The 20,339-nt window shown below is 61.7% G+C and carries 17 protein-coding genes; 9 read left to right on the top strand and 8 right to left on the bottom strand.

Annotation, left to right across the window (positions count from 1 at the left end):
- Positions 1–13 precede the first annotated feature (13 nt).
- On the top strand, positions 14–2,368 hold the full coding sequence (locus tag ABD653_RS10565; protein WP_160778640.1) for an FtsK/SpoIIIE family DNA translocase: 2,355 nt from the start codon (positions 14–16) through the stop codon (positions 2,366–2,368).
- Here ABD653_RS10565 and ABD653_RS10560 read toward each other — a convergent pair.
- Entirely contained in the window at positions 2,365–2,922 is a 558-nt protein-coding gene (locus ABD653_RS10560) for a GDYXXLXY domain-containing protein (protein WP_160778639.1), read from the bottom strand. The two genes, ABD653_RS10565 and ABD653_RS10560, sit on opposite strands and share 4 nt — an antisense overlap.
- Positions 2,919–4,052 (bottom strand): DUF2157 domain-containing protein, encoded by a 1,134-nt coding sequence (locus ABD653_RS10555; protein ID WP_199801091.1) that lies wholly within the window; start codon positions 4,050–4,052, stop codon positions 2,919–2,921. Before ABD653_RS10555 ends, ABD653_RS10560 begins: the two co-directional genes overlap by 4 nt.
- 136 nt (positions 4,053–4,188) lie before the next feature.
- Here ABD653_RS10555 and ABD653_RS10550 point away from each other — a divergent pair, with 136 nt between their 5' ends.
- Complete coding sequence (locus ABD653_RS10550) at positions 4,189–5,733, top strand: DUF389 domain-containing protein (protein ID WP_160778637.1); 1,545 nt, start codon at positions 4,189–4,191, stop codon at positions 5,731–5,733.
- Positions 5,734–5,849: 116 nt separating this feature from the next.
- Here ABD653_RS10550 and ABD653_RS10545 read toward each other — a convergent pair whose 3' ends face one another.
- Both ABD653_RS10545 and ABD653_RS10540 read right to left on the bottom strand, forming a co-directional pair.
- Complete coding sequence (locus tag ABD653_RS10545) at positions 5,850–6,899, bottom strand: substrate-binding domain-containing protein (protein ID WP_160778636.1); 1,050 nt, start codon at positions 6,897–6,899, stop codon at positions 5,850–5,852.
- Between the two features lie 80 nt (positions 6,900–6,979).
- Positions 6,980–8,371 carry a porin gene (locus tag ABD653_RS10540; protein WP_325065373.1) on the bottom strand — a complete coding sequence of 464 codons (1,392 nt, stop codon included), beginning with the start codon at positions 8,369–8,371 and terminating at the stop codon, positions 6,980–6,982.
- Between the two features lie 166 nt (positions 8,372–8,537).
- Between ABD653_RS10540 and ald the strand changes: the two genes are divergently transcribed.
- Together ald and ABD653_RS10530 are read left to right on the top strand one after the other, a co-directional pair.
- On the top strand, positions 8,538–9,653 hold the full coding sequence (gene ald / locus ABD653_RS10535) for an alanine dehydrogenase (RefSeq protein WP_160778635.1): 1,116 nt from the start codon (positions 8,538–8,540) through the stop codon (positions 9,651–9,653).
- Positions 9,654–9,755: 102 nt separating this feature from the next.
- A complete protein-coding gene (locus ABD653_RS10530; protein WP_160778634.1) occupies positions 9,756–11,495 on the top strand; it encodes a sensor domain-containing diguanylate cyclase in 1,740 nt (579 codons plus the stop codon).
- Here ABD653_RS10530 and ABD653_RS10525 read toward each other — a convergent pair.
- The 4 genes from ABD653_RS10525 to ABD653_RS10510 are packed head-to-tail and all read right to left on the bottom strand — an operon-like array spanning position 11,492 to position 15,983.
- Positions 11,492–12,766: an NADH:flavin oxidoreductase/NADH oxidase family protein gene (locus tag ABD653_RS10525; RefSeq protein WP_160778633.1), complete on the bottom strand. Its 1,275-nt coding sequence runs from the start codon at positions 12,764–12,766 to the stop codon at positions 11,492–11,494. The genes ABD653_RS10530 and ABD653_RS10525 overlap by 4 nt on opposite strands.
- A 4-nt stretch (positions 12,767–12,770) precedes the next feature.
- Complete coding sequence (locus ABD653_RS10520) at positions 12,771–13,178, bottom strand: acyl-CoA thioesterase (RefSeq protein ID WP_160778632.1); 408 nt, start codon at positions 13,176–13,178, stop codon at positions 12,771–12,773.
- Positions 13,179–13,187: 9 nt separating this feature from the next.
- The gene (locus tag ABD653_RS10515) at positions 13,188–13,799 is read right to left on the bottom strand and encodes an HAD family hydrolase (protein WP_160778631.1); all 612 of its coding nucleotides are present in this window, start codon (positions 13,797–13,799) and stop codon (positions 13,188–13,190) included.
- Positions 13,800–13,805: 6 nt separating this feature from the next.
- Positions 13,806–15,983 carry a S9 family peptidase gene (locus ABD653_RS10510; RefSeq protein ID WP_160778630.1) on the bottom strand — a complete coding sequence of 726 codons (2,178 nt, stop codon included), beginning with the start codon at positions 15,981–15,983 and terminating at the stop codon, positions 13,806–13,808.
- A 114-nt stretch (positions 15,984–16,097) separates the two neighbouring features.
- Between ABD653_RS10510 and ABD653_RS10505 the strand changes: the two genes are divergently transcribed.
- The 5 genes from ABD653_RS10505 to ABD653_RS10485 all read left to right on the top strand — a co-directional run bounded on the left by ABD653_RS10505 (position 16,098) and on the right by ABD653_RS10485 (position 20,339).
- Positions 16,098–17,906 carry an aminopeptidase P family protein gene (locus ABD653_RS10505; RefSeq protein ID WP_160778629.1) on the top strand — a complete coding sequence of 603 codons (1,809 nt, stop codon included), beginning with the start codon at positions 16,098–16,100 and terminating at the stop codon, positions 17,904–17,906.
- A gap of 122 nt (positions 17,907–18,028) precedes the next feature.
- A complete protein-coding gene (locus ABD653_RS10500) occupies positions 18,029–18,412 on the top strand; it encodes a VOC family protein (RefSeq protein WP_160778628.1) in 384 nt (127 codons plus the stop codon).
- A gap of 1 nt (position 18,413) precedes the next feature.
- Entirely contained in the window at positions 18,414–18,833 is a 420-nt protein-coding gene (locus tag ABD653_RS10495) for a cupin domain-containing protein (RefSeq protein ID WP_160780346.1), read from the top strand.
- 176 nt (positions 18,834–19,009) lie between these two features.
- Positions 19,010–19,561, top strand: a complete 552-nt coding sequence (locus ABD653_RS10490; protein ID WP_160778627.1) for an EF-hand domain-containing protein — start codon at positions 19,010–19,012, stop codon at positions 19,559–19,561.
- A 25-nt stretch (positions 19,562–19,586) separates the two neighbouring features.
- Positions 19,587–20,339, top strand: a complete 753-nt coding sequence (locus ABD653_RS10485) for a response regulator (protein WP_160778626.1) — start codon at positions 19,587–19,589, stop codon at positions 20,337–20,339.

Here is a 20,339-nt window from a genome sequence, read left to right as displayed (position 1 = left end):
GGAAGGGAATAGCATGGCTTCACGGGCAATGAGCAAATCGGGCGCGGCCGACTGGCGCGCGGCATTTCGCCGCAGCATGCGCCGCGCTGCGCAAATGGCTGGTTCTGCTATCCTGTTGGGATCGATGGTGTTTTTGGGCCTGTCGCTGGCCAGCTACACCCAAACCGACCCGAGCCCGTCAACCGCTGCGGCAACCGGTGAAATCGCCAATTGGATGGGCGTAAGCGGCGCATGGATTTCGGAGCGTGTGCTGTTCCTGTTCGGGCTGACCGGTACCCTGCTGCTGCCGCTGCTCTATGTCTTTGCCCGCAAATTGTGGCGCGATGTCGAGGAAGAAGACGTCGATAACGAAACTCGCTGGTGGCAGCCGGTCGGCATGCTGCTGCTCGCGATGGCCCTGCTTTCAACAGTTCTCGCGCTTGTATTCGACGGCCCCGGCGGCGCCTTGCCCGCATCGATGGGCGGTATCACCGGATTGCTCGGGGCCGGGGCGATAGAGGCGGTTGCCTCGCGTCTCGGCGAAGGCATTTCGGGTTGGGTCATTCTGGTCCTGGCGATCCTTGCCCTGGTCGGGGGCACGGCGCTGGTCACCCGCGTCTTCGCCATCGACTGGCGCGCCCTGATGACGCTCCCGGCCTTTCTGCGACACATGCCCTTCGTGCCAGAGATTGCCCTGCCCAAGCCTGCCGCCGCCATGCCCCGCATCCGCCGCGACAAGAGTACCGACAAAGATCAGGCTCCTGCCGAGACGATGCCGGAGCCGTCCTCGCGGCGTGCTCCAGAAATCGTTGATCCCAGTGCGCCACCCAAAAAGGCCGCGATGGCCAAGGCCAAGCAGCGCGATATGTTCGCCGATTACGACCTGCCCAGCCTGGATCTGCTGGAGGACATTCCGGAAGACAACGCGCCGAAGCTCGACAAGATGGCGCTGGAGCGCAATGCCCGCCTGCTCGAAACCGTGCTCGACGATTTCAATGTGAAGGGCGAGATCACCGCCGTGCGCACCGGGCCCGTGGTCACCATGTACGAATTGGAGCCCGCACCCGGTATCAAGGCCAGCCGCGTCGTCAGCCTGGCCGAAGATGTTGCGCGCAACATGTCCGCCATTTCCGCCCGCGTCAGTCCGATCCCGGGTAAGACGGTGATGGGTATCGAATTGCCCAATCAGGACCGGCAGATGGTCAGTTTCAAGGAACTGGCTGCCTCCGCCGCTTTTGCCGAAGCCAAGGGCGCGCTCCCGATGATCCTGGGCAAGGACATCGCCGGCGAACCGATTGTGGCAGACCTCGCCGCGATGCCGCATCTGCTCGTTGCCGGTACCACCGGATCGGGCAAGTCAGTCGGTTTGAATGCGATCCTGCTCAGCCTGCTCTATCGCTTCACGCCGGAAGAATGCCGCCTGATCCTAGTTGATCCCAAAGTGCTCGAGCTCAAGAGCTACGACGATATTCCGCATCTGCTCTCCCCTGTGGTGACCGAACCGGCCAAGTCGGTCCGCGCACTGAAATGGGCGGTCGAGGAAATGGAGCGCCGCTACCGCATGATGAGCAGCGTGAATTCGCGCAATATCGGCAATTTCAACGAGAAAGTCCGCACCGCCGCCGCCAAGGGCAAGCCATTGGGTCGCCGGGTCCAGACCGGGTTTGATCCCGATACGGGCGAGGAGATTTTCGAGGAAGAGCAGCTCGATTACCAGCCGCTGCCGCTGATCGTGCTGATCGTGGACGAGCTGGCCGATTTGATGGTCACCGTGGGCAAGGAAATCGAAGTGCTGATCCAGCGCCTGAGCCAGAAATCCCGTGCCGCCGGTATCCACCTGATCATGGCTACGCAACGCCCCTCGGTCGATGTCATCACCGGGGTGATCAAGGCGAACTTGCCGACCCGGATCAGCTTCAAGGTCACCAGCCGGATCGACAGCCGCACTATCCTGGGCGAACAGGGTGCAGAGCAGCTGCTGGGCAAGGGCGACATGCTCTACAAGCCCAACACCGGCGCCACCGTGCGTGTCCACGGACCGTTTGTGAGCGACGAGGAAGTGGAAGCCATCGCCGATCACTGGCGCGCGCAGGGCAGCCCCGAATATGTCGATGCAGTGACCGAAGAGCCGGAAGATGGCGGAGGCTTCGGCTATGATGACGAACTGACTGCGAGCGACGATCCGGCCGAGCGCAAATACCGCCAAGCCTGCCAGTCCGTGTTCGAAGCGCAAAAGGCCAGTGGCAGCTGGCTCCAGCGACAAATGGGCGTCGGCTACAACACCGCCGCCAAATGGATCGAGCGGATGGAAGACGAAGGGCTGGTCGGCCCAGCCAACCATGTCGGTCGCCGTGAAATCTTCCGCGACCGCGACGGCAACCCGCTCTAGCTTTTCTGTATCGGGACCGGCGGTGGCGGTGGGGCTTCTTCCACCGGAGCATCGCGGCGCGCGCGTTGGGCATCGGTGATCGGTTCGAACACCAGTTCCAACGGCGTGATATGCCCGTCCTCGCGCTGGCGGATGCGGACATAGCCCTGCAGGTCATTATCGAACAGCTTGCGCTCGGTTTCCTTCGCTTGCGTCTGCGGAACATAGAATCTGCCGCGTTCGAGGCTGCCTTGGCCGTAAATGCTGCTTAGGTCGGCTTTGACCGGATAGGGGCAGTCCGCCCCCGGCACAGGTGCGGTCACCCGCTCCAGCACCGGCGATGCCCCTTCTAGACAGAGCGCGAGAGGGTACCGGTCGTCCAGATCTTCCAGCCCCGGCCAATCATAGGTGAAATCGATATAGTGGCCGCGCAGCAGGTCGCGCGGGTCATAACCCGCGATCGGCACCAGCCAATCATTGCCTTGGCGGCCTTTATAGTCGGTCCAACCCCAGATCGCCGCGAGGCCGGCGATGGGCAGAATGAAGGCAAAAATGCGGGCAGCCGAGCGCATCATTCGGCCCCCTCGCGCGGGGGGGCATATTCGCGCGAGATCCGCACTGCGCCCCAGGCAATCGCCAGGATCATGATCCCGGCCAGGATCAGGCCGAAACCGCTGGTCAGCAAGTCACTCGCCAGCTCGAAGCTGAGAATGATCAGGCGCAGCGCCACTGCGCCCACGGCCAGTTGGAACAGGCCGCGCCATCCGGCCCGCAAGGCAATCGCTCCGATAGCCACCCAGAGCGCCATGAACAGGATGCCGCTCATCACGCCACTGCCGGTCACGATCACGGCAACTAGGCAGACGATACCAGCCGCCGCGAGAATCAGTGCGCTGCTGCGCCCTTCGGCCCCCGGCCTCGCCTTGAAGAACAGCGCAGCGGCTGCCAGCGCAACGCCGCCGCGGATCAGCTGGTCGAGCAAGGTCATGCCCTCGTATCCGCGCTCCGTAACGCCTGCAAAAATGCACACGAATGTCGCCCCTGCCACGGCATAGGCGATGGCCATTTCTTCGAGGCGCTTCCAGAATGTGTCCCGCGCGCTGCGCCCGCGCATCCACGCCGCCAGTGGGGGGACCATTAGGGGCAACGCAGTGACAAAGACCAGCCAAGCTTCCTGCGCACGATCACGGGCCGTGCCGGGAAGCGCGCTGCCCCACGAATAGTCCCAACAAATGAACACCAGCACGGCCATCAGCAACATCGCTGTCAGCCAGCTCTGCCCGCGCAGCAACAGGACCGGGCCGAACAGCAACAACCATACGCCGAGCGGCTGCCACAGCGGGGAGCTGGTCTGGTAGACTTGCCCGAGATGGCCGAAGAACGTCATCCCCAACATCGCCAGCACAAACAGCAGGGCTTCCAGGCCCCAGGGCCGATCCTGCTCAAGCTCCTGTTCGCGCCAGATCAGGAAAGCGGCAAGCCACACCATTAATGCAAGGTGCAACGCCAGCCGGACCATGCCCGGTACATCTTCCCAATTCGCAGCGACGACCGAAATAACGCCCAACCCGATGGCGAGCGCGCCGATGCCGATCACGGCCCACAGCGCAAGCGGGCGGTGATGTTCATCCTCGAAAGCGCGGATTTTCGCGAGCGTTTGCTCGTCGATCAGGCCGGCCTGATGCCAGATATCCAGTTTGCGCATGCTCACAGGTGAGCAGGGTAGTAGGCGCCCCGGCAAAAGCAATGCCTTGGCCCCCGACCTGGTGCCTGCCGGATTAATTGGCGTGCGCACCGCACAACGCGCTATAGCCAGATCTCAATGCTAGACCGGACTGCCGATGACCACACCTGAGACCTCGCCCAAATCGACCCCGGCCAAGGGAAAGACGACCACCTTCACCCTTCTGCGCGCGATCGTCCATTTGCGTACCTGGTGGCGCGAGGCGGTGATCGAGGATGTCGACCAGGATAGCTGTATCGAGGGTATCCGCGGTGAATCGCTGTTTACCAGCCGCTATGTTTTCATGATTTGCATGTCGGCCGGAATTGCCGTGCTCGGCCTGCTCCTGTCGTCTCCCGCCGTCGTCATCGGTGCCATGCTTCTTTCACCTTTGATGAGCCCGATTATCGGGGCCGGCTTCGCCCTGGCTACAGGGGATTTTCTATGGCTGCGGCGGTGCGGGCGGGCATTGCTGCTCGGGTCTCTGATAGCCATCCTGTTCTGCGCGGCAATTGTGTTCCTTTCTCCTTTGCAAACCGTCACCTCGGAAATCGCGGCAAGAACACGGCCCAACCTGTTCGATCTGCTGGTCGCCTTGTTTTCTGCCCTCGCCGGCACCTATGCGATGATCCGCGGGCGGATGGGCACTATCGTGGGCGTCGCCATCGCTACCGCCTTGATGCCCCCGCTGGCCGTAGTCGGCTTTGGCCTCGCCACGTTTAACTGGACGGTCTTTGGCGGGTCCCTGATGCTGTTCGTGACCAACCTGATCACGATCGCGATCACGGCCGCCCTGATGGCGCGGCTCTATGGTTTCCGTACCCGCCTGACCGAGAAACAGACCCGTCTGCAGGATGTCGGTATTTTCGTCGTCTTCGTCATCCTTGCGATTCCGCTGTTCCTTTCGTTGCAGACCATCACCTTCGAAGCCCGCGCCGCAGGCCAGATCCGCTCCACGATAGAAGAGGCCTTTGTCGAGGAGGCGCGGATCGACCAGCTTGATATCAATTTCGAGGCCGATCCGCTGCAGGTCGAGGCGTCGATGCTGACGCCCGAATTCGAACGCAAGGCCGAGGCCAATGTCGCCCGGCGGCTGGAACGCGCGCTGGGCCGGCCTGTGGCAGTAGAGATCGACCAGTTCCGGGTCGGCACCGATCCGGGTGCGGCCGAACAGGCACAGCTGGAACGGGCGCGGGAAGAAGAACAGGAGCGCGCGAGCGCCGAGCAGGTCGGCAATCTGACAGAGCGATTGGCCCTCGTTGCCGGAGTTCCGTTGACCGATGTGACGCTGGACCGCGACAATCGCCGTGCGCTTGCAGATGCCCGCGCCTTGGAGGGGCTGGGCCTTGAAGGCTACCGGACACTGGAGCGTCGCGCCGCAGCAGATATGGAAGGTTGGGATGTGCGATTGCGCCCGCCCGCACTGCCACTGCCGTCTATCCCGCTTGATGACGAAGGCGCGCTGGGAAGCGAGGGCGAAGAGGCCGCCAGCCTCGTCCAATGGGCAGCCAGCCGGACCAGGTTGCCGGTCAGCTTGTCCGGCCCTGACGGAGCAGTCACCGCGCTGGCAGAGAGAATGCGCGAAGCCGGTATCCCGGTCACCATCGATGACGGCAGGCAAACCGGCCAGATTGTTGCCCGATGGGCCGGGCCCCAGTCCTAGAACTGCCCTAAGCGCTCACGCCATTGCGCATAAAATGAGGGCCCGTGGCGCGAACCACGGGCCCCTTTTAGTCTTAGCGCATCATGCCGATGCGCCATCGGGCGCTGTGTTGCGCCCTATTTCTGAAGGTCTGCGACAGTCAGGACAGGCGTCAGGTCGGTCGCCTTCTGGACATTGACGGCGCGCTCTTCGTCCGGAGTCGCGACCAGGCCGATCTGCGCCAGATCGCCGCCCTTGTCCCACATCGTGGTCCACTGCGCCAGATACTCGGCCAGGCCCGGAATGGCACCGACATGTGCCTTTTTCACATAGACATAAAGCGGGCGGGCGCCGGGGTAGGCAAAGCTGGAAATATTCTCGTAAGTCGGCGCGACACCGTTCATCGAAAGACCCTGAACCTTGTCGGCATTCTCTTCCAGGTACGAGTATCCGAACACGCCTACGGCGTTTGGATTGCCCTGGATTTTCTGGACAATCAGATTGTCCTGCTCGCCCTGGTCGACATATTTGCCGTCGCTGCGCACTTCGGTGCACGTACGGTCATAGGCGTCTTCGTCGCTTTCCTTGAGCGCTTCCATCTCCGCATTGGTTTTGCACGCAGCTTCCAGAACCAGTTCCTTCAGCGCGTCGCGAGTGCCCGAGGTGGATGGCGGGCCGTAGACCAGGATCGGAAGGTCGGGCAGCGACGGGTCGACATCGGACCATGTTTCGGACGTCTGCTCTTGCCCATACGGGTTCGCGGCAATCGCGCGGTAAACAATGTCTGGCGTCAGGTTCATATTGATGCCGCCCTGTGCGCTGGCAAAAGCGATCCCGTCCAAACCGACTTGGAGTTCGATCACATCGGTCACGCCATTGCTCTGGCAAGTCTCGAACTCGCTCGCCTTGATCCGGCGTGATGCGTTGGCCATGTCCGGCGTATCGGCGCCGACACCCTTGCAGAACAGGGCCATGCCGCCGCCGGTGCCGGTCGATTCGATCAGGGGCGATCCAAAGCCCGGGTTCGACCGCGCGAAATTCTCTGCCACCAGCTTGGCGAACGGATAGACCGTCGACGAACCGACGGCGCGGATGGAATCGCGGGTGCCGCCAGCGCCGGTGTCGCCACACGCGGCCAGAGCAAGGCTGGCTGTCGCGGCCAGAGCGAAGGTCTTGAACATTTTCATGAGAATGGTTCCTCGATTGATTTCTGTCTGCGGCGATTAGGTTACCCGCATGACATCTCGGTTACAGATGGGGTGGAGAGTTAGAAGTCGATCTGGGCGCGCACGCCGAACACGTCGACCGAGTAATCCGTGTCTCCGGTGGCCGTCGGGAAGACCGCGTTCGAGTAATCCAGCTTGCCGTAGTTCGCGAGCAGCATTGTGTAGTCGGTTGGCTTCCACACCAACGACAGGAAATAGCCGTTCTGGGTGCCGCCGATGATCCCGGCATCGGACAGGTCGAGCCGGTCGTAGCGGGCATTGATCTGGACCGAACCGATGCCGCCCGCGCCAACCGCATTGGCGGGCTTGGTGCGGCCGAACTTGCCGCCGCTATAGCCGCGCGTATCGCCCTTCGTCAGGTAGTAGCCAAGCTCGGCATAGCCGCCGAAAAAGGTCGGGTCGGCGGCCATCATCGGGGTGTTGACGTTGCGCCAGTACCCTTCCACCGCACCGTGGAACCGGCCGGACACAAAGGCCCCTTCGACCCCGTAGGAAAACTCGCTCTCGGCTGCGAAATTTCCGGTATTGATGAAACGATCACTGGTGAAAGCCACCAGCGGGCGTTGGCGATAGCGGACCGTCGAGCCGGGAGCGACTTCACGGTAATTGACTGTGCCGCCGAAATGAAGCTGGGTGTCGCCGACCTTGGGCATGTACACCACGCGGCCATTGGCGCTCCACGCGTCGTTGGAAAGGCGGTCCATATTGTCCGTAAAGATGCCGCCCTGCACCATGACATCGCCGGAGCCATATTCAACCCCGATGCCGACACGGCGAATGAAGTTGAATGCATCGGTGTAGGCGGCCCGTTCGATGAAGCTGGTATGGAGCGAACTGGTCAGCTCTTCCAGCGACTGGAAATTGTTGAACTGGCCGACCATGATTTCGACATCGCCTGCCTCGTAGGAAATGATCGCGTCGGTTACGGCGAGGTCGCTATTGGCCACGTCCACTTCGAACTTGTAGCCAAAGCCTCCGGGCATATCGCCCGACACGCCCAGCCGCGCCCGGCGGATATCGTTGCCGAAACCGCCGCCACGATTGGTCGAATCCGGAGCATTCACGAAACCGGCATCATATTGCAGTCGGCCGCGCGGCTTGAAGCTCCAGCCGCCCTTGCCCTTGATTTCGGGTGCGCCCTTGAAGGCGATCGAGGTGTCGGACGCCTTGTCCGCCGCGGCGCTCGCTTCCACTGCGGCCGCGCTGGCGGCTTCGCTTGCCGCCACTGCCGCTTCGCTGGCTTGCGCCGCTTGGGCCTGGGCCGTGGTCAGCTGCTGCTGCAGGGTGTCGATCCGCTGCGCCATGGCTTCCATCTGGGCGCGCATCTCGGCGAGTTCTTCGCGCACAGCTTCAGCGTCACCGCCCTGCGCATGCGCCGGGGCTGCAAGAGAAATGGCCACACCGGATGCAGCCAGGAAAAGTGTGTTTTTCACGAAAGAATCCCAATCCCTGGATATGTCAGACACATGCGCGCTAGGTCAGGTTTGTGACGCTGACATTGCGCGCATATGTCAGTTCCGTGACAATCCACATCCATGCTGCGGTTGCGGCAAATTGGTTACATCTGTAACGAGCCGGCAGACTCAGGAGACCCCCACCATGCGCATCGGTTGCCCCAAGGAAATCAAGAATCACGAGTATCGCGTCGGCCTCACGCCCGAGAGCGCGCGCGAGCTGGTCGGACGCGGCAACGAAGTATGGATGGAAACGGGTGCCGGTCTCGGAATCGGGGCGACCGATGCCGAATATATCTCTGCCGGGGCGAAGATCGTCGACGGACCCGACCCCATCTTCGCCGAGTGTGAAATGGTGGTGAAGGTCAAGGAACCGCAGGCGGTAGAGCGGGCCAAGCTGCGCCGGGACCAGATCCTGTACACTTACCTCCATCTCGCGCCGGACCCCGACCAGACCCGCGAATTGGTCGACTCAGGCGTGACTGCGATTGCCTATGAAACGGTCACCGGGCCGGGTGGAACTTTGCCGTTGCTCAAACCGATGAGCCAGGTTGCCGGACGGATGAGCATCCAGGCCGGCGCGACGGCCCTCGAAAAGGCCCATGGCGGGCGCGGCGTGCTGCTCGGCGGAGTTCCAGGCGTTTTGCCGGGCAAAGTCGTGGTGATTGGCGGCGGCGTGGTCGGATTTAATGCCGCGCAGATGGCTGTCGGCCTTGGCGGTGACGTCGAGATTCTCGATCGCGATCCCGAAGTCCTCGAAAAGGTTGGCACCTTCTTCGAATCCCGCGCCAGTACCCGGTTCTCGAACAAGACTAACCTGGAAGACGCCGTGCGCCAGGCCGATCTCGTTATCGGTGCCGTGCTGATCCCCGGGGCCGCTGCGCCCAAGTTGATCACGCGCGCATTGCTGAAGGAAATGAAGCCGGGCGCTGTCTTGGTGGACGTCGCCATCGACCAGGGCGGGTGTTTCGAAACCAGCAAGGCCACCACCCATGCTGAGCCGACCTATGTGGTCGACGATATTGTGCATTATTGCGTGGCCAATATGCCGGGCGCTGTTGCCCGCACCAGCACCTATGCGCTCAACAACGTTACCCTGCCCCATGCTCTGCAGATCGCCAAACACGGCTGGAAAGGCGCTCTCAGCGCCAATCCGCATCTGGCAGAAGGTCTCAACGTCCACGATGGTGCCGTGACTTATGAAGCGGTGGCCAGCGAATTGGGTTATGACTACACCCCGGTTGCCGACGTGCTCGCGTAAGGCTTCACAAGACTGATACCGTGCAAGTAACGCGCACGAATATTACCCAAAAACCGGTTTGGCCTTAAGAACCATATAAGAACTTTAGCCTATATCGCCCTGATGGACCGGGGCCATCTATTCCTTGGCAAATTCTTGCTCGCCTTGCTGCTGGGCCTGCTGGCGGCACGTCCGGCAATGGCAGACGATGCGCCGCAGGCACCACGCTGCCTGGCCAATGCACCCGCGGATGTCGCGGTGGGAACGTTGCTGAACGCCAATGTGCAATGGCATTGCGCAACCCGCCCATCCGGCCTTGCAAAACTGCCGGTCGATAGCGAGGCCGAGCGGGTATTGGTCCGCTTCGCGATCAGCGTGGCAGACCCCGCGCCCCTTTTCTTCACAACCCGGTTGGGAACCTTCGATGCCCTGACCCTGGCCGTGCGAACAGATGAGCAGGGCTGGACCAGCCGCACTCTTTCGACCGCCGAGATGACAAGCCAACCGACAGGGCCAACCATCCTTGCCAATCTGCCCGAAACGGCGGGCAAGCCGCGCGAAGTCATCGCCATCATTGACCGGCCGAGCCACGCCCCGACCGTGCTCAATGCGCAATTGCACGAGGCCGATCCCGCCCGCACTGCCCAGGCCCAGCGCACCATGGTCCTGATTGCCATTGTGCTGGGTATGGTGCTGTTGCCGATCCTGTTTGATCTGACTTTCTACAATGTCCTGCGGCAAAGTTTTCTGCCCTGGCACATGGCGATGAGTGCAAGCTTCGGCCTGCTGCTTTTCACCCGCTCCGGCCTGATCAACATCATCGCGCCGGTTGGGATCGAAGCCTGGCGCTTTCTGATGATCGCTGGTTTGACCGCGGCCATCGCTTCTTCGCTGATGTTCATGCGATCATTCATCGAGCCGGGCAAACTGGCACCCCGGATCGCCGCCGTGATTCCCTGGGTGGTGTGGATGTGTATCATCCTGACCGGCCTACACGCCCTTTCGATCCCGCTACTCAGGCCTGTCAGCAGCACTCTCCACGCAGTCGGGGTGGTGGTGCCATTTGCGCTGATTGTTGTCGTGATCCTCCAATCAGTTTGGCGGGGCAGCCGGGCAGGGTTCTTCATCCTGATCGGTTGGGTGCCGATCATTGCCTCGATCCTCGGGCGGATCCTGACCAATCTTACCCCGCTTGCCCTGCCGAGCGACATGCTGACCGCTTTCTATATCGGCATGATGACGGAAATGGTCGCAACCGCCATGGCGGTCGGCTATCGCTTCATGAAGCTGAAGAAGGAGCGCGACCTCGCCCGGGCGGAGGCAGTCGCGCTTGATACGCTCTCCAGCTCCGACCCGCTGACCGGGCTGGGGAATCGCCGTGCGATCGAACCGCAGTTCGAACAATTGCGGCGCGAAGGCTTCAACACCATTGCCCTGATCGATCTCGACGAATTCAAGCATGTGAATGACGAGTTTGGCCATGCGATTGGTGACGATGTGCTCAAGGCGGTAGCAATCGCCTTGCGCCCGGACCGGGATACGATGGCCGTGCGCTTGGGGGGCGAGGAATTCATGCTGTTGTTAAGGGGTGCCAAGGCAGCTGAACGCGCCGAACGAATGCGGCAGGCCATCCCCGTAATCGTTGCCCGCGAAGTCGCCGCGCTCGACCGGATTGTGACCGCCAGCATGGGTGTCATCTCGATTCAACGCAACACGCGCTTCGAAATCGCTTTCGAGGAACTCTACGCCAAGGTCGACCGGCTGCTCTATGAAGCCAAGGCCCAGGGCCGCAACCGGACGGTCAAGGAAAAGCTCTCCGCATTTGTCGCCCATGTCCGGCGCGAGGCCGCCAACGCGGCTTAGCGGGTACTGGCGCGCCATTTGCGATAACGGCTTGCCCGGCGGGCAGCACGATACTGGTCTGCTGCCAGTGCCAATGCAGGAGAGCCCCCGTCACCAGGTGCCTTGCCCCGCGCCATCCGCTCGATCTGCGCCTTCGTCAGCCCCATAGTGGCCAGCCCTGACAGTGACTGGTTCTTCCAGCCGACATGCGGCAGCTCGATTTCGGCATGGTGCCCTTCTTGCCAGTGGCGGGGCAGGAATGGGTTGCTGGCCATGGCCCGCGCTATGCCGAGCAATTCCACCCCAAACCCGTGCTCATCCTGTGCCAGCGCCGCCTCGGCAGTTGCCAGCCTGGTGATACCCCCGGTGACCATGATCGGCATGGTCGCGACTTTGGCAATGTCGCGGGCGAAATCGATGAAATAGGCTTCGCGCGCTTCGGTAGAGGTCTTCGGCGCATCGCCTTCTTCTTGCGGATTGCCCTGCATGGCCGGGCTTTCGTATGACCCACCCGAGAGTTCGACGAAATCGATCCCCTTGCCATTGAGCCATTCGACGACTTGCCGCGCATCTTCGAAGGCAAAGCCGCCGCGCTGGAAGTCAGCCGAATTGAGTTTCACGCCGACCCCGAAGCCTGGCTTGACGCGTGCCCGCACAGCCTCTGCAATCCGCATCAGGAAGCGCGCCCGGTTCTCCAGGCTCCCGCCCCATTCGTCCGTCCGCTTGTTGGTCAACGGCGAGAGGAACTGGCTGACCAGATAGCCGTGCGCGCCATGGATCTGGATACCGTCAAACCCGGCCTCATCGGCCAGCCCGGCCGTGTCGGCAAAGCGGGTAATGATGGTTTCGATCTCATCCGCCTCGAGCGCCCGAACCTCGGCGAAGAGCGAGGAGAATTTGCCCAGATCAAGCGCCACGTCGGAAGGCGAGACCGCGGTTTCACCCATGCTCTTGTAGAGCTGGCGCCCGGGATGGCTGATCTGGAGCCAGAATTGCCCGCCGCCGGATTTACCGATCTGCGCCCAGCGCTTGAACGGCGCGAGATCGGTGCCCTTTTGCAGGACAACCCCGCCCGGGCCGGTCAGCGCTGCCGGATCGACCATGACATTTCCCGACAGGATCATGCCGACCCCGCCCCGCGCCCAACGTTCGTACAGGGTAAACAGCTTTTCGCCCGGCGACTGACCCGGCTGGACCGCAAGGTTTTCTTCCATCGCCGCTTTGCACAGGCGGTTGGGAACAGTCGTGCCATTGGGCAGCGTGAGCGGTGCAAACACCGGTGAAGTCGTCATAATCTCATGTCCCCTGTTCACCCCTGAATGGCGCAATCACTTCCGGCCTGACCCGCGCCAGCCGCTGCGTTTCACGGTCCAGCATGGCCCAGGTCGTACTGGCAGCAACGATTGTCTTGCCACTCGGATCGTGGAAATCCACCCGCCGCAGCGATGTCGCGCCGCGCGGATCGTCTGGTATCCATGTGGTGCCTGTCACAGTCTCGCCCTCGGCAATGTTGCCGCGATAGTCGATTTCGTGCCGGACGACGAGCCAGACAAAGTCACGGACATGTTCCGGCGCGGCCACCGCATCCCAGTGCGCCGTCGCCATGTCCTGCACCCACTGCACCCAGACCGCATTGTTGACGTGCCCCATCTCATCGATGTGCTCCGGCGTCGCGGTGAAAGATTTGCGGAACGGATCGCTCATATCGCCGGCCTAGAGTGTGATACCCAGTTCGGCGAGATCTACGCGCGCAGCGGCAGCATCGGTAAAGACACGGCCGACCATGCCGACCGCCTCGGCCCCGGCAGCATTGGCGGGGACATCATCAAAGAAAACACAGTCGGCCGGCGATAGCGCAGCGGCGCTAAGCAGATGCTCGTAGATACGGCGATCCGGCTTCAGCACACCCAATTCCGCCGACACCGCAGCGTGTTCGAACATGGGCCAGAAATCATGGCGTTCCTTCAGATGCGCTACGATCTCGTGAACATTGTCTGTGATGGCAAACAAGCGATAGCCCGCAGCCACAAGCTCGTGCATCAGCGCCTGTGAATCCTCGATCAGCACCATGCTTTCCATCAACGAGGTATAGAGCCGGTCAACTTCCGCAGGCGTCAGTTGGTACTCCTTAACAAACATGGGCTTGGCCTCGGCCAGGGTGTGTTCACCGCGATTGACGGCCAGCCAGATTGCGCTGCCCGCCAAGGGGGAACGGAAGCCTGGATCGGCCATGCGCTCGTCGCCCAATGCCGTGCGGACAATGCCGTCTGGGTCCCACGGGACGACGACATTGCCGATATCAAGGACGATATTGCGGATCGGCACCGGCCGTCAATCCTCCAGCCCCAATTGCCACAACACAAAGGCGAACTCCTCGGCAGTCTCGTAGAGCGAGGCAAAGCGGCCTGATTTGCCGCCATGCCCGGCCCCCATATTGGTCTTGAGCAGCAGGGTGTTGTCGTCCGTCTTGGTGTCGCGCAGTTTTGCGACCCATTTGGCCGGCTCCCAATAGGTTACGCGCGGATCATTAAGGCCTGCCGTTACCAGCATCGGCGGGTAATCCTGCGCGCTCACCTGATCGTAGGGCGAGTAGCTAAGGATATAGGCAAAGGCCTGCTTGCTCTCGATCGGATTGCCCCATTCGGGCCATTCGCCCGGCGTCAAAGGCAGGCTGGTGTCGAGCATGGTGCTCAGCACATCGACGAACGGCACATGACTGACCACTGCGCCCCACAAATCGGGATCGGTGTTGACCACCACACCCATCAATTCGCCCCCTGCAGAGCCACCGCTGGCGCTGAGCTGGCCCTTAGCCGTGTAGCCGGTCTCGATCAGGCCCTTGGCCACATCCACGAAATCGGTGAAGGTGTTCCAGCGTTCGTTGAGCTTGCCCTGAAGGTACCATTTGCGGCCCAGATCATCGCCGCCACGGATATGGGCAATCGCATAGGCCATCCCGCGATCCACCAGGCTGAGACGCGTGGTCGAAAAGCCGGGCGGCACGGCGTAGCCATAAGCCCCATAGGCATAGAGATGCAGCGGGCCCGGGCCGTCGGGCCGATCCTTGCGCATCAACACGCTCACCGGCACCTGCGTGCCATCGCGTGCCGTCATGGTCAGCCGCTTGGTGGTGTAGAGCGAGGCGTCATAACCGCTGGGTATTTCCTGCTGCTTGAGCAATTCCAGCCGACCATCGGCGAGATGGAAATCATATACCGAATCCGGTGTGACCATGCTTTCATAGGTCAGCCGCAGCTTGTCGACATCATATTCCGGATTGTTGCCAAGCCCGGCGACATAGCTCGCTTCGGAGAACGCGATCGGACGGATGCTGGCGGGGTCGTCGTATGACCGGATCTGGATCTGGTCGAGACCGGCCAGACGGCCTTCGGTGGCGTAGAAATCCTTGTAGAGATCAAAGTCGGTTAGATAGAATTCGTCAGACCCTGCGATCAGCGTGGACCACTCGCCCGGGGCATTCAGACTTGCAGTCGCCAAGCGGAAATTGATGTGATCATCATTGGTGTGGATGAACAGCGTCCCGTCCCGGATATCGAGATCATACTCGACGCCCTTGCGACGTTCCTTCACCAGAATCTGGTCTCCGGTCGGATCATCGGCGCGCACCAGCCGCACTTCGCTGGTCTCGTTGTCACCGGTGGCAATGACCAGCCAGTCTTCCTGCGCGGAGAGCCCTGCGCCGACGCGGAAGCCTTCATCTTCCTCGCGGAAAATCTCGATATCGTCGGCCACGTCGGTGCCGATTCGGTGCAACCGCACATTGTCGACCCGCCAATTCTCGTTCGCCTTGCCATAAGCGATCATGGTGTCGCCAGCGACCCATGTGAGACCTGACAGAGTCTCGGGAATAACATCGTCCAGGAGTGCGCCGGTCTGCAGGTCCTTGATCCGCGCCGTATATCGTTCGGAACCGTTATCGTCCGACGAATAGGCGAGGAAGTGGCCATTGTCGGATACGGAGAACGCGCCGAGGCGGAAATAGTCCTTGCCCTCTGCCAGCTGGTTTTCGTCCAGGATCAAGGCAGCGTCATCGCTGTCATCTGCACTGGCAGCCGGGCGGCGATACCATTTGCGGTATTCCTTCCCCTCTTCGAATTCGGTCCAGTAGACCCAGTCTCCATCCTTTTGCGGAACCGAGCTGTCATCTTCCTTGATGCGGCCCTTCATTTCCTCGAACAGCTCGTCGACCAGTTCCTTGCGCGGCTCCATCTTTGCTTCGAACCAGGCGTTCTCGCGTTTGACGTAGTCGAGCACGTCCTCGTCATCGACAGTCGGGTAAGACTGGTCTTTCAACCAGTGATACGGATCGCTGATCGTGATGCCGTGATACGAATAGCTATGGTCGCGCTTGTCCGCGACAGGAGGGGCAGTCGGTGCCACTTTGCTCACGCTGTCAGGTTCCTCTTGGCTGGCCGCTGGCTGCGCCATGGCAGGTGTTGCCAGCAGGCTGGCTGCGATGGCGAATGCGGCAGTCGTTGAAAGTTTCATGGTTGGAGTATCCGTCTGGTCCGAAAGGTCGGGTGGAAAGCCTCTGGCACAAGGCCTATGATAGGGTCCACACCGGCACAAGTGCCCACACACGAATACCCAAGGATCGATGCCATGCTGATGCAGACCCACGAAGCCCGCCTGACCGCCTTGCGCGAAGAATTGAAAAAGCGCGCGCTTGACGGTTTCGTGATCCCGATCAGTGACGAACATATGTCCGAATATGTCGGCGAATACGCCCAGCGGCTTGGCTGGTTGACCGGATTCGGCGGTTCGGCCGGTAGCGCGGCTGTGATGGCTGACAGAGCCGCCATCTTTGTCGACGGCCGCTATACCGTGCAGGTGCGCGACCAGGTCGAGGAACGCCTGTTCGAATACCAGTCGGTCCCCGCTACCAGCCCGGTCAAATGGCTCGCGGCCAATGCCCGCCAGGGCATGAAGATAGGTTACGACTCCTGGCTACATTCGCGCGGTTGGGCCAAGAAGGCAGAGAGAATGCTGGCCGATGTGGGCGCAGAACTGGTCCCGGTCGATGGCAATCCGCTCGATGCCGTCTGGCAAGACCGGCCCGAACCTTCCGCTGCAGTTGCGACAATCCAGACCGATGATCTGGCGGGCCGCTCCAGCGCCGACAAGCGCGGCGAAGTGGCGCAATGGCTGAAGGACAAGAAGCTGGATGCTGCCGTGATTTCGGCGCTCGATTCGGTAGCGTGGTTGCTCAATATGCGCGGCACCGACGTGTCGCATACGCCGGTCGCACTGTCTTATGTGGTCGCCCACGAGGATGGCACGGCAGATCTGTTCATCGCAGGCGAGAAGGTCACGCCCGAACTGCGCCAGCACCTCGGCAATGCCGTGACAATCCGCGAGCGCGACGAATTCGAAGGCGCTTTGAAAGAGCTTTCGGGCAAGCGCGTCGCAGTCGATCCGGAATATGGTGTCGCGGCGATTTCGCTAGCGCTGGAGCAAGGCGGGGCAACGCCGGTGAGCGAGCGTGACCCCACGATCCTGGCCAAGGCTGTCAAGAACCCGGTCGAGGTGCAGGGCCACCGCGATGCCCAGGCGATCGACGGTGTGGCCGTGTGCAAATATCTCCACTGGCTGGGGCAGGAGGCGCCCAAAGGCACAATTGACGAGTTGACCGCTGCGGCCAAGCTGCTCGAATTCCGCCAGCAATATGGCGATCTGCGCGACACGTCGTTCGATACGATTTCGGCTGCTGCAGGCCACGCCGCTTTGCCGCACTACAAAGTCGACGACGATACCAATATCCCGATCCCGCCCAGCAGTATCTATCTGTGCGACTCCGGCGGGCAATATCCTGCCGGAACTACCGATATCACTCGTACGATCTGGGTCGGGCCGGGTGAACCGACGGCGGAAATGAAGGATCGCTTCACGCGCGTCCTGAAAGGCCACATTGCAATTGCCATGGCGACCTTCCCGGCCGGCACCAATGGCGGCCAGCTCGATAGCCTGGCGCGCCAGTTCCTGTGGCAGGCCGGGACCGACTATGCCCATGGCACGGGCCACGGCGTCGGCAGCTTCCTTTCGGTCCATGAAGGGCCGCAGCGAATCGCGAAGACCAGCGGCGCGCAAAGCGGAACGATGGAAGCCCTACTGCCCGGTATGATCCTGTCCAACGAGCCCGGCTATTACAAGGCAGGCGAGTTCGGCATCCGGATCGAAAACCTGGTGCTGACTGAAGTGCGCGACATCGCAGGGGCCGATGCGGGCGAATGGTACGGGTTCGAGAACCTGACCTGGGTCCCGATCGATCGCACGCTGATCGAACCGGCATTGCTCAGCAACGAAGAACGGGACTGGCTGGATGCCTATCACGCCGAGATGCGCGCGCTCCTGGCGCCGCAAATGAACGGCGAAGTGCTGGCGTGGCTCGAGGAGCAGACCCGGCCGCTTTGATGGCTGGACCGGCCTGGGTGCTTGTCGTCCGATCAATGTTCCACTAATGTTCTTCTTTCCCGAGTCGCCTGCCATTGGAGCTGGGCGAGTCGGGCCAAAGACCAATATGCGGAGGACAGGACATGATCGGCTACGTCACACTGGGAACCAATGATCTGGCGAAGAACGCGCCGTTTTACGATGCCATTGCCAAGGCCATGGGCGTGGGCCGGATGATGGAATTCGACAGCTTCATCGCGTGGGGGGACATGAACGGTGCGCCCGGCGTCGCCCTGACTCAGCCGTTCGACGGCAAGGCAGCAACGGTCGGCAATGGCACAATGGTGGCCCTGCAGGTGGACGGGCCCGAAATGGTCAAGACAATCTATGACACTGCAATGGCCAATGGTGGTAGCGACGAAGGCGAGCCGGGGCCGCGCGGCGATGACGGATTCTATGCCGGGTATTTCCGCGATCCCGACGGCAACAAGCTCAACGTATTCTGCATGACCCAGGCGAGTGGCTGAGATGGCCGCCGGGGGAAAAACGCTCGCGCAGAACTTCATCCACCTGGGGCTTGGCGCAACCGCCATGCCCCAGCCGCCCTTCGACGGAATGGAATGGTATGCCGGCTATGGTGCGCGCCATGGCGATGACGGGCCCGAAGGTCGGCTCGTATCGATGTACACTTTCGATGCGGACTGGGACAGTTGGGAAGTCCACCCCAGTGGTGCCGAAGTCGTGTTGTGCACCGAAGGCACCATGACACTGACTCAGGAATTCCCCGACGGACATCGCGAGCAGGTCACGATCACAGCCGGCGAATACGCCATCAACCCGCCCGGCGTATGGCACACCGCCGATGTGTCGGGGCAAGCTACGGCTGTTTTCATTACCGCAGGCGAGGGGACCGAACACCGCAGCCGTTCAGACTTTCCGACAGATTAATGAACAGCGCGGATTGATACAATGCGCGACAATTCTCTGTGAAACGGGCAAAGTGCTGCGACATAGCGCCCCTATAAGGGCGAGTGTGAGTTGCGAGGCGGGTCTTGCAATTGGTTCTCCCCCTCCCCCGATACCCGCTTCGCAGCTCCGTTGTTTTCGACTAACGGAGCTTTGAGATGAAAAAGAAAATTGCCCTGATCCTCGCCACCGGTTCGCTGCTTGCCGGCGGCGCCGCCTTGGCCCAGCCCGCTGACCGTGGCGAACGTGGCCCGATGACCCGCGATGCAGTTGCCGAGCGCACTGCCGAACGGTTTGCCAAGATGGATGCCAATGGCGATGGCGTGATCAATCCCGCCGACCGCGAAGCAAAGATGAAAGAGCGCTTTGCCAAGATGGATACCAACAATGACGGTGTCCTGAGTGAAACCGAATTCACCACTGCCCACCAGCAAATGCGCGAAAACCGCAAGGAACGCCGCGAGGCACGGGCCGAACGCCGTGGCGGCCAGCAGATGCGTCGCGGTGGGCGCGGCGGACGTGGTGGTGGCCAGGGCGCAATGCTGAAGCGCGCAGATGCCAACCAGGATGGCCAGGTGACCCAGGCCGAATTCCAAACCGCGGCCCTCGCCCGTTTTGATCGCGTCGATGCCAATGGCGACGGCACGATCACCCGCGACGAGCGCCGGGCTGCTCGCCAGGCCATGCGTGGCCAGCGGCGCGGCCAGTAAGATCAAAGAGGCGGGGCGGACGACCATGAGCGACCCCTCAGCCGCACCCGTCCATATTCTGCTGGTCGATGACGAGCAGAGCCTGCGCGAACCCCTGGCCGAGTATCTGGTCGGCCAGGGGTTCCGCATTTCCGAAGCCGAAAGCGCAGCCGGTGCACGCAGCGTGCTGCTGAATGCCAAACCGGATATCGCCCTGGTCGACATCATGATGCCGGGGGAAGACGGCCTCTCCCTGACCCGCCACCTGATTGAAGCGCGCGATCTTCCGGTGATCCTGCTGACTGCCAAGGGCGAAGCCACCGATCGCATTATCGGGCTGGAAATCGGGGCCGACGATTATGTCACCAAACCGTTCGAACCACGCGAACTTGTGGCCCGGATCCGATCGGTCCTGCGCCGCGCAGGACGCGCTTCTGCGACGCCGGAGGAAGATGCTCTCTATGCCTTCGAGGGCTGGCATCTCGATCCTCTGAAAAACAAGCTGACCGATCCGGACGGGTCTGTAATTGCAATTTCGACGGCCGAGTATCGCTTGCTCAAAGCCTTCCTCGATCACCCCCGCAGCGTGATGGATCGCGATCGCTTGCTCGACATGGTCCAGGGCCGCGAAGCCCACTTGTTCGACCGCGCAGTAGACAACCAGGTCAGCCGTCTGCGCCGCAAGATCGAGGCCGACAGCCGCAGCCCCGAATTCATCCAGACCGTGCGCGGTGGCGGCTATCGCTTTGCAGCCGATGTCTCTCGCGTGGCCCAGCACGAAATCAAGGCAGGCACCTGA

Origin of the sequence: Parerythrobacter jejuensis (assembly GCF_039536765.1) — a bacterium.
GTDB classification, from domain to species: domain Bacteria; phylum Pseudomonadota; class Alphaproteobacteria; order Sphingomonadales; family Sphingomonadaceae; genus Parerythrobacter; species Parerythrobacter jejuensis.
Note: the sequence above shows the minus strand (reverse complement) of the source record. Positions and strands in the feature narration are given on the sequence as shown.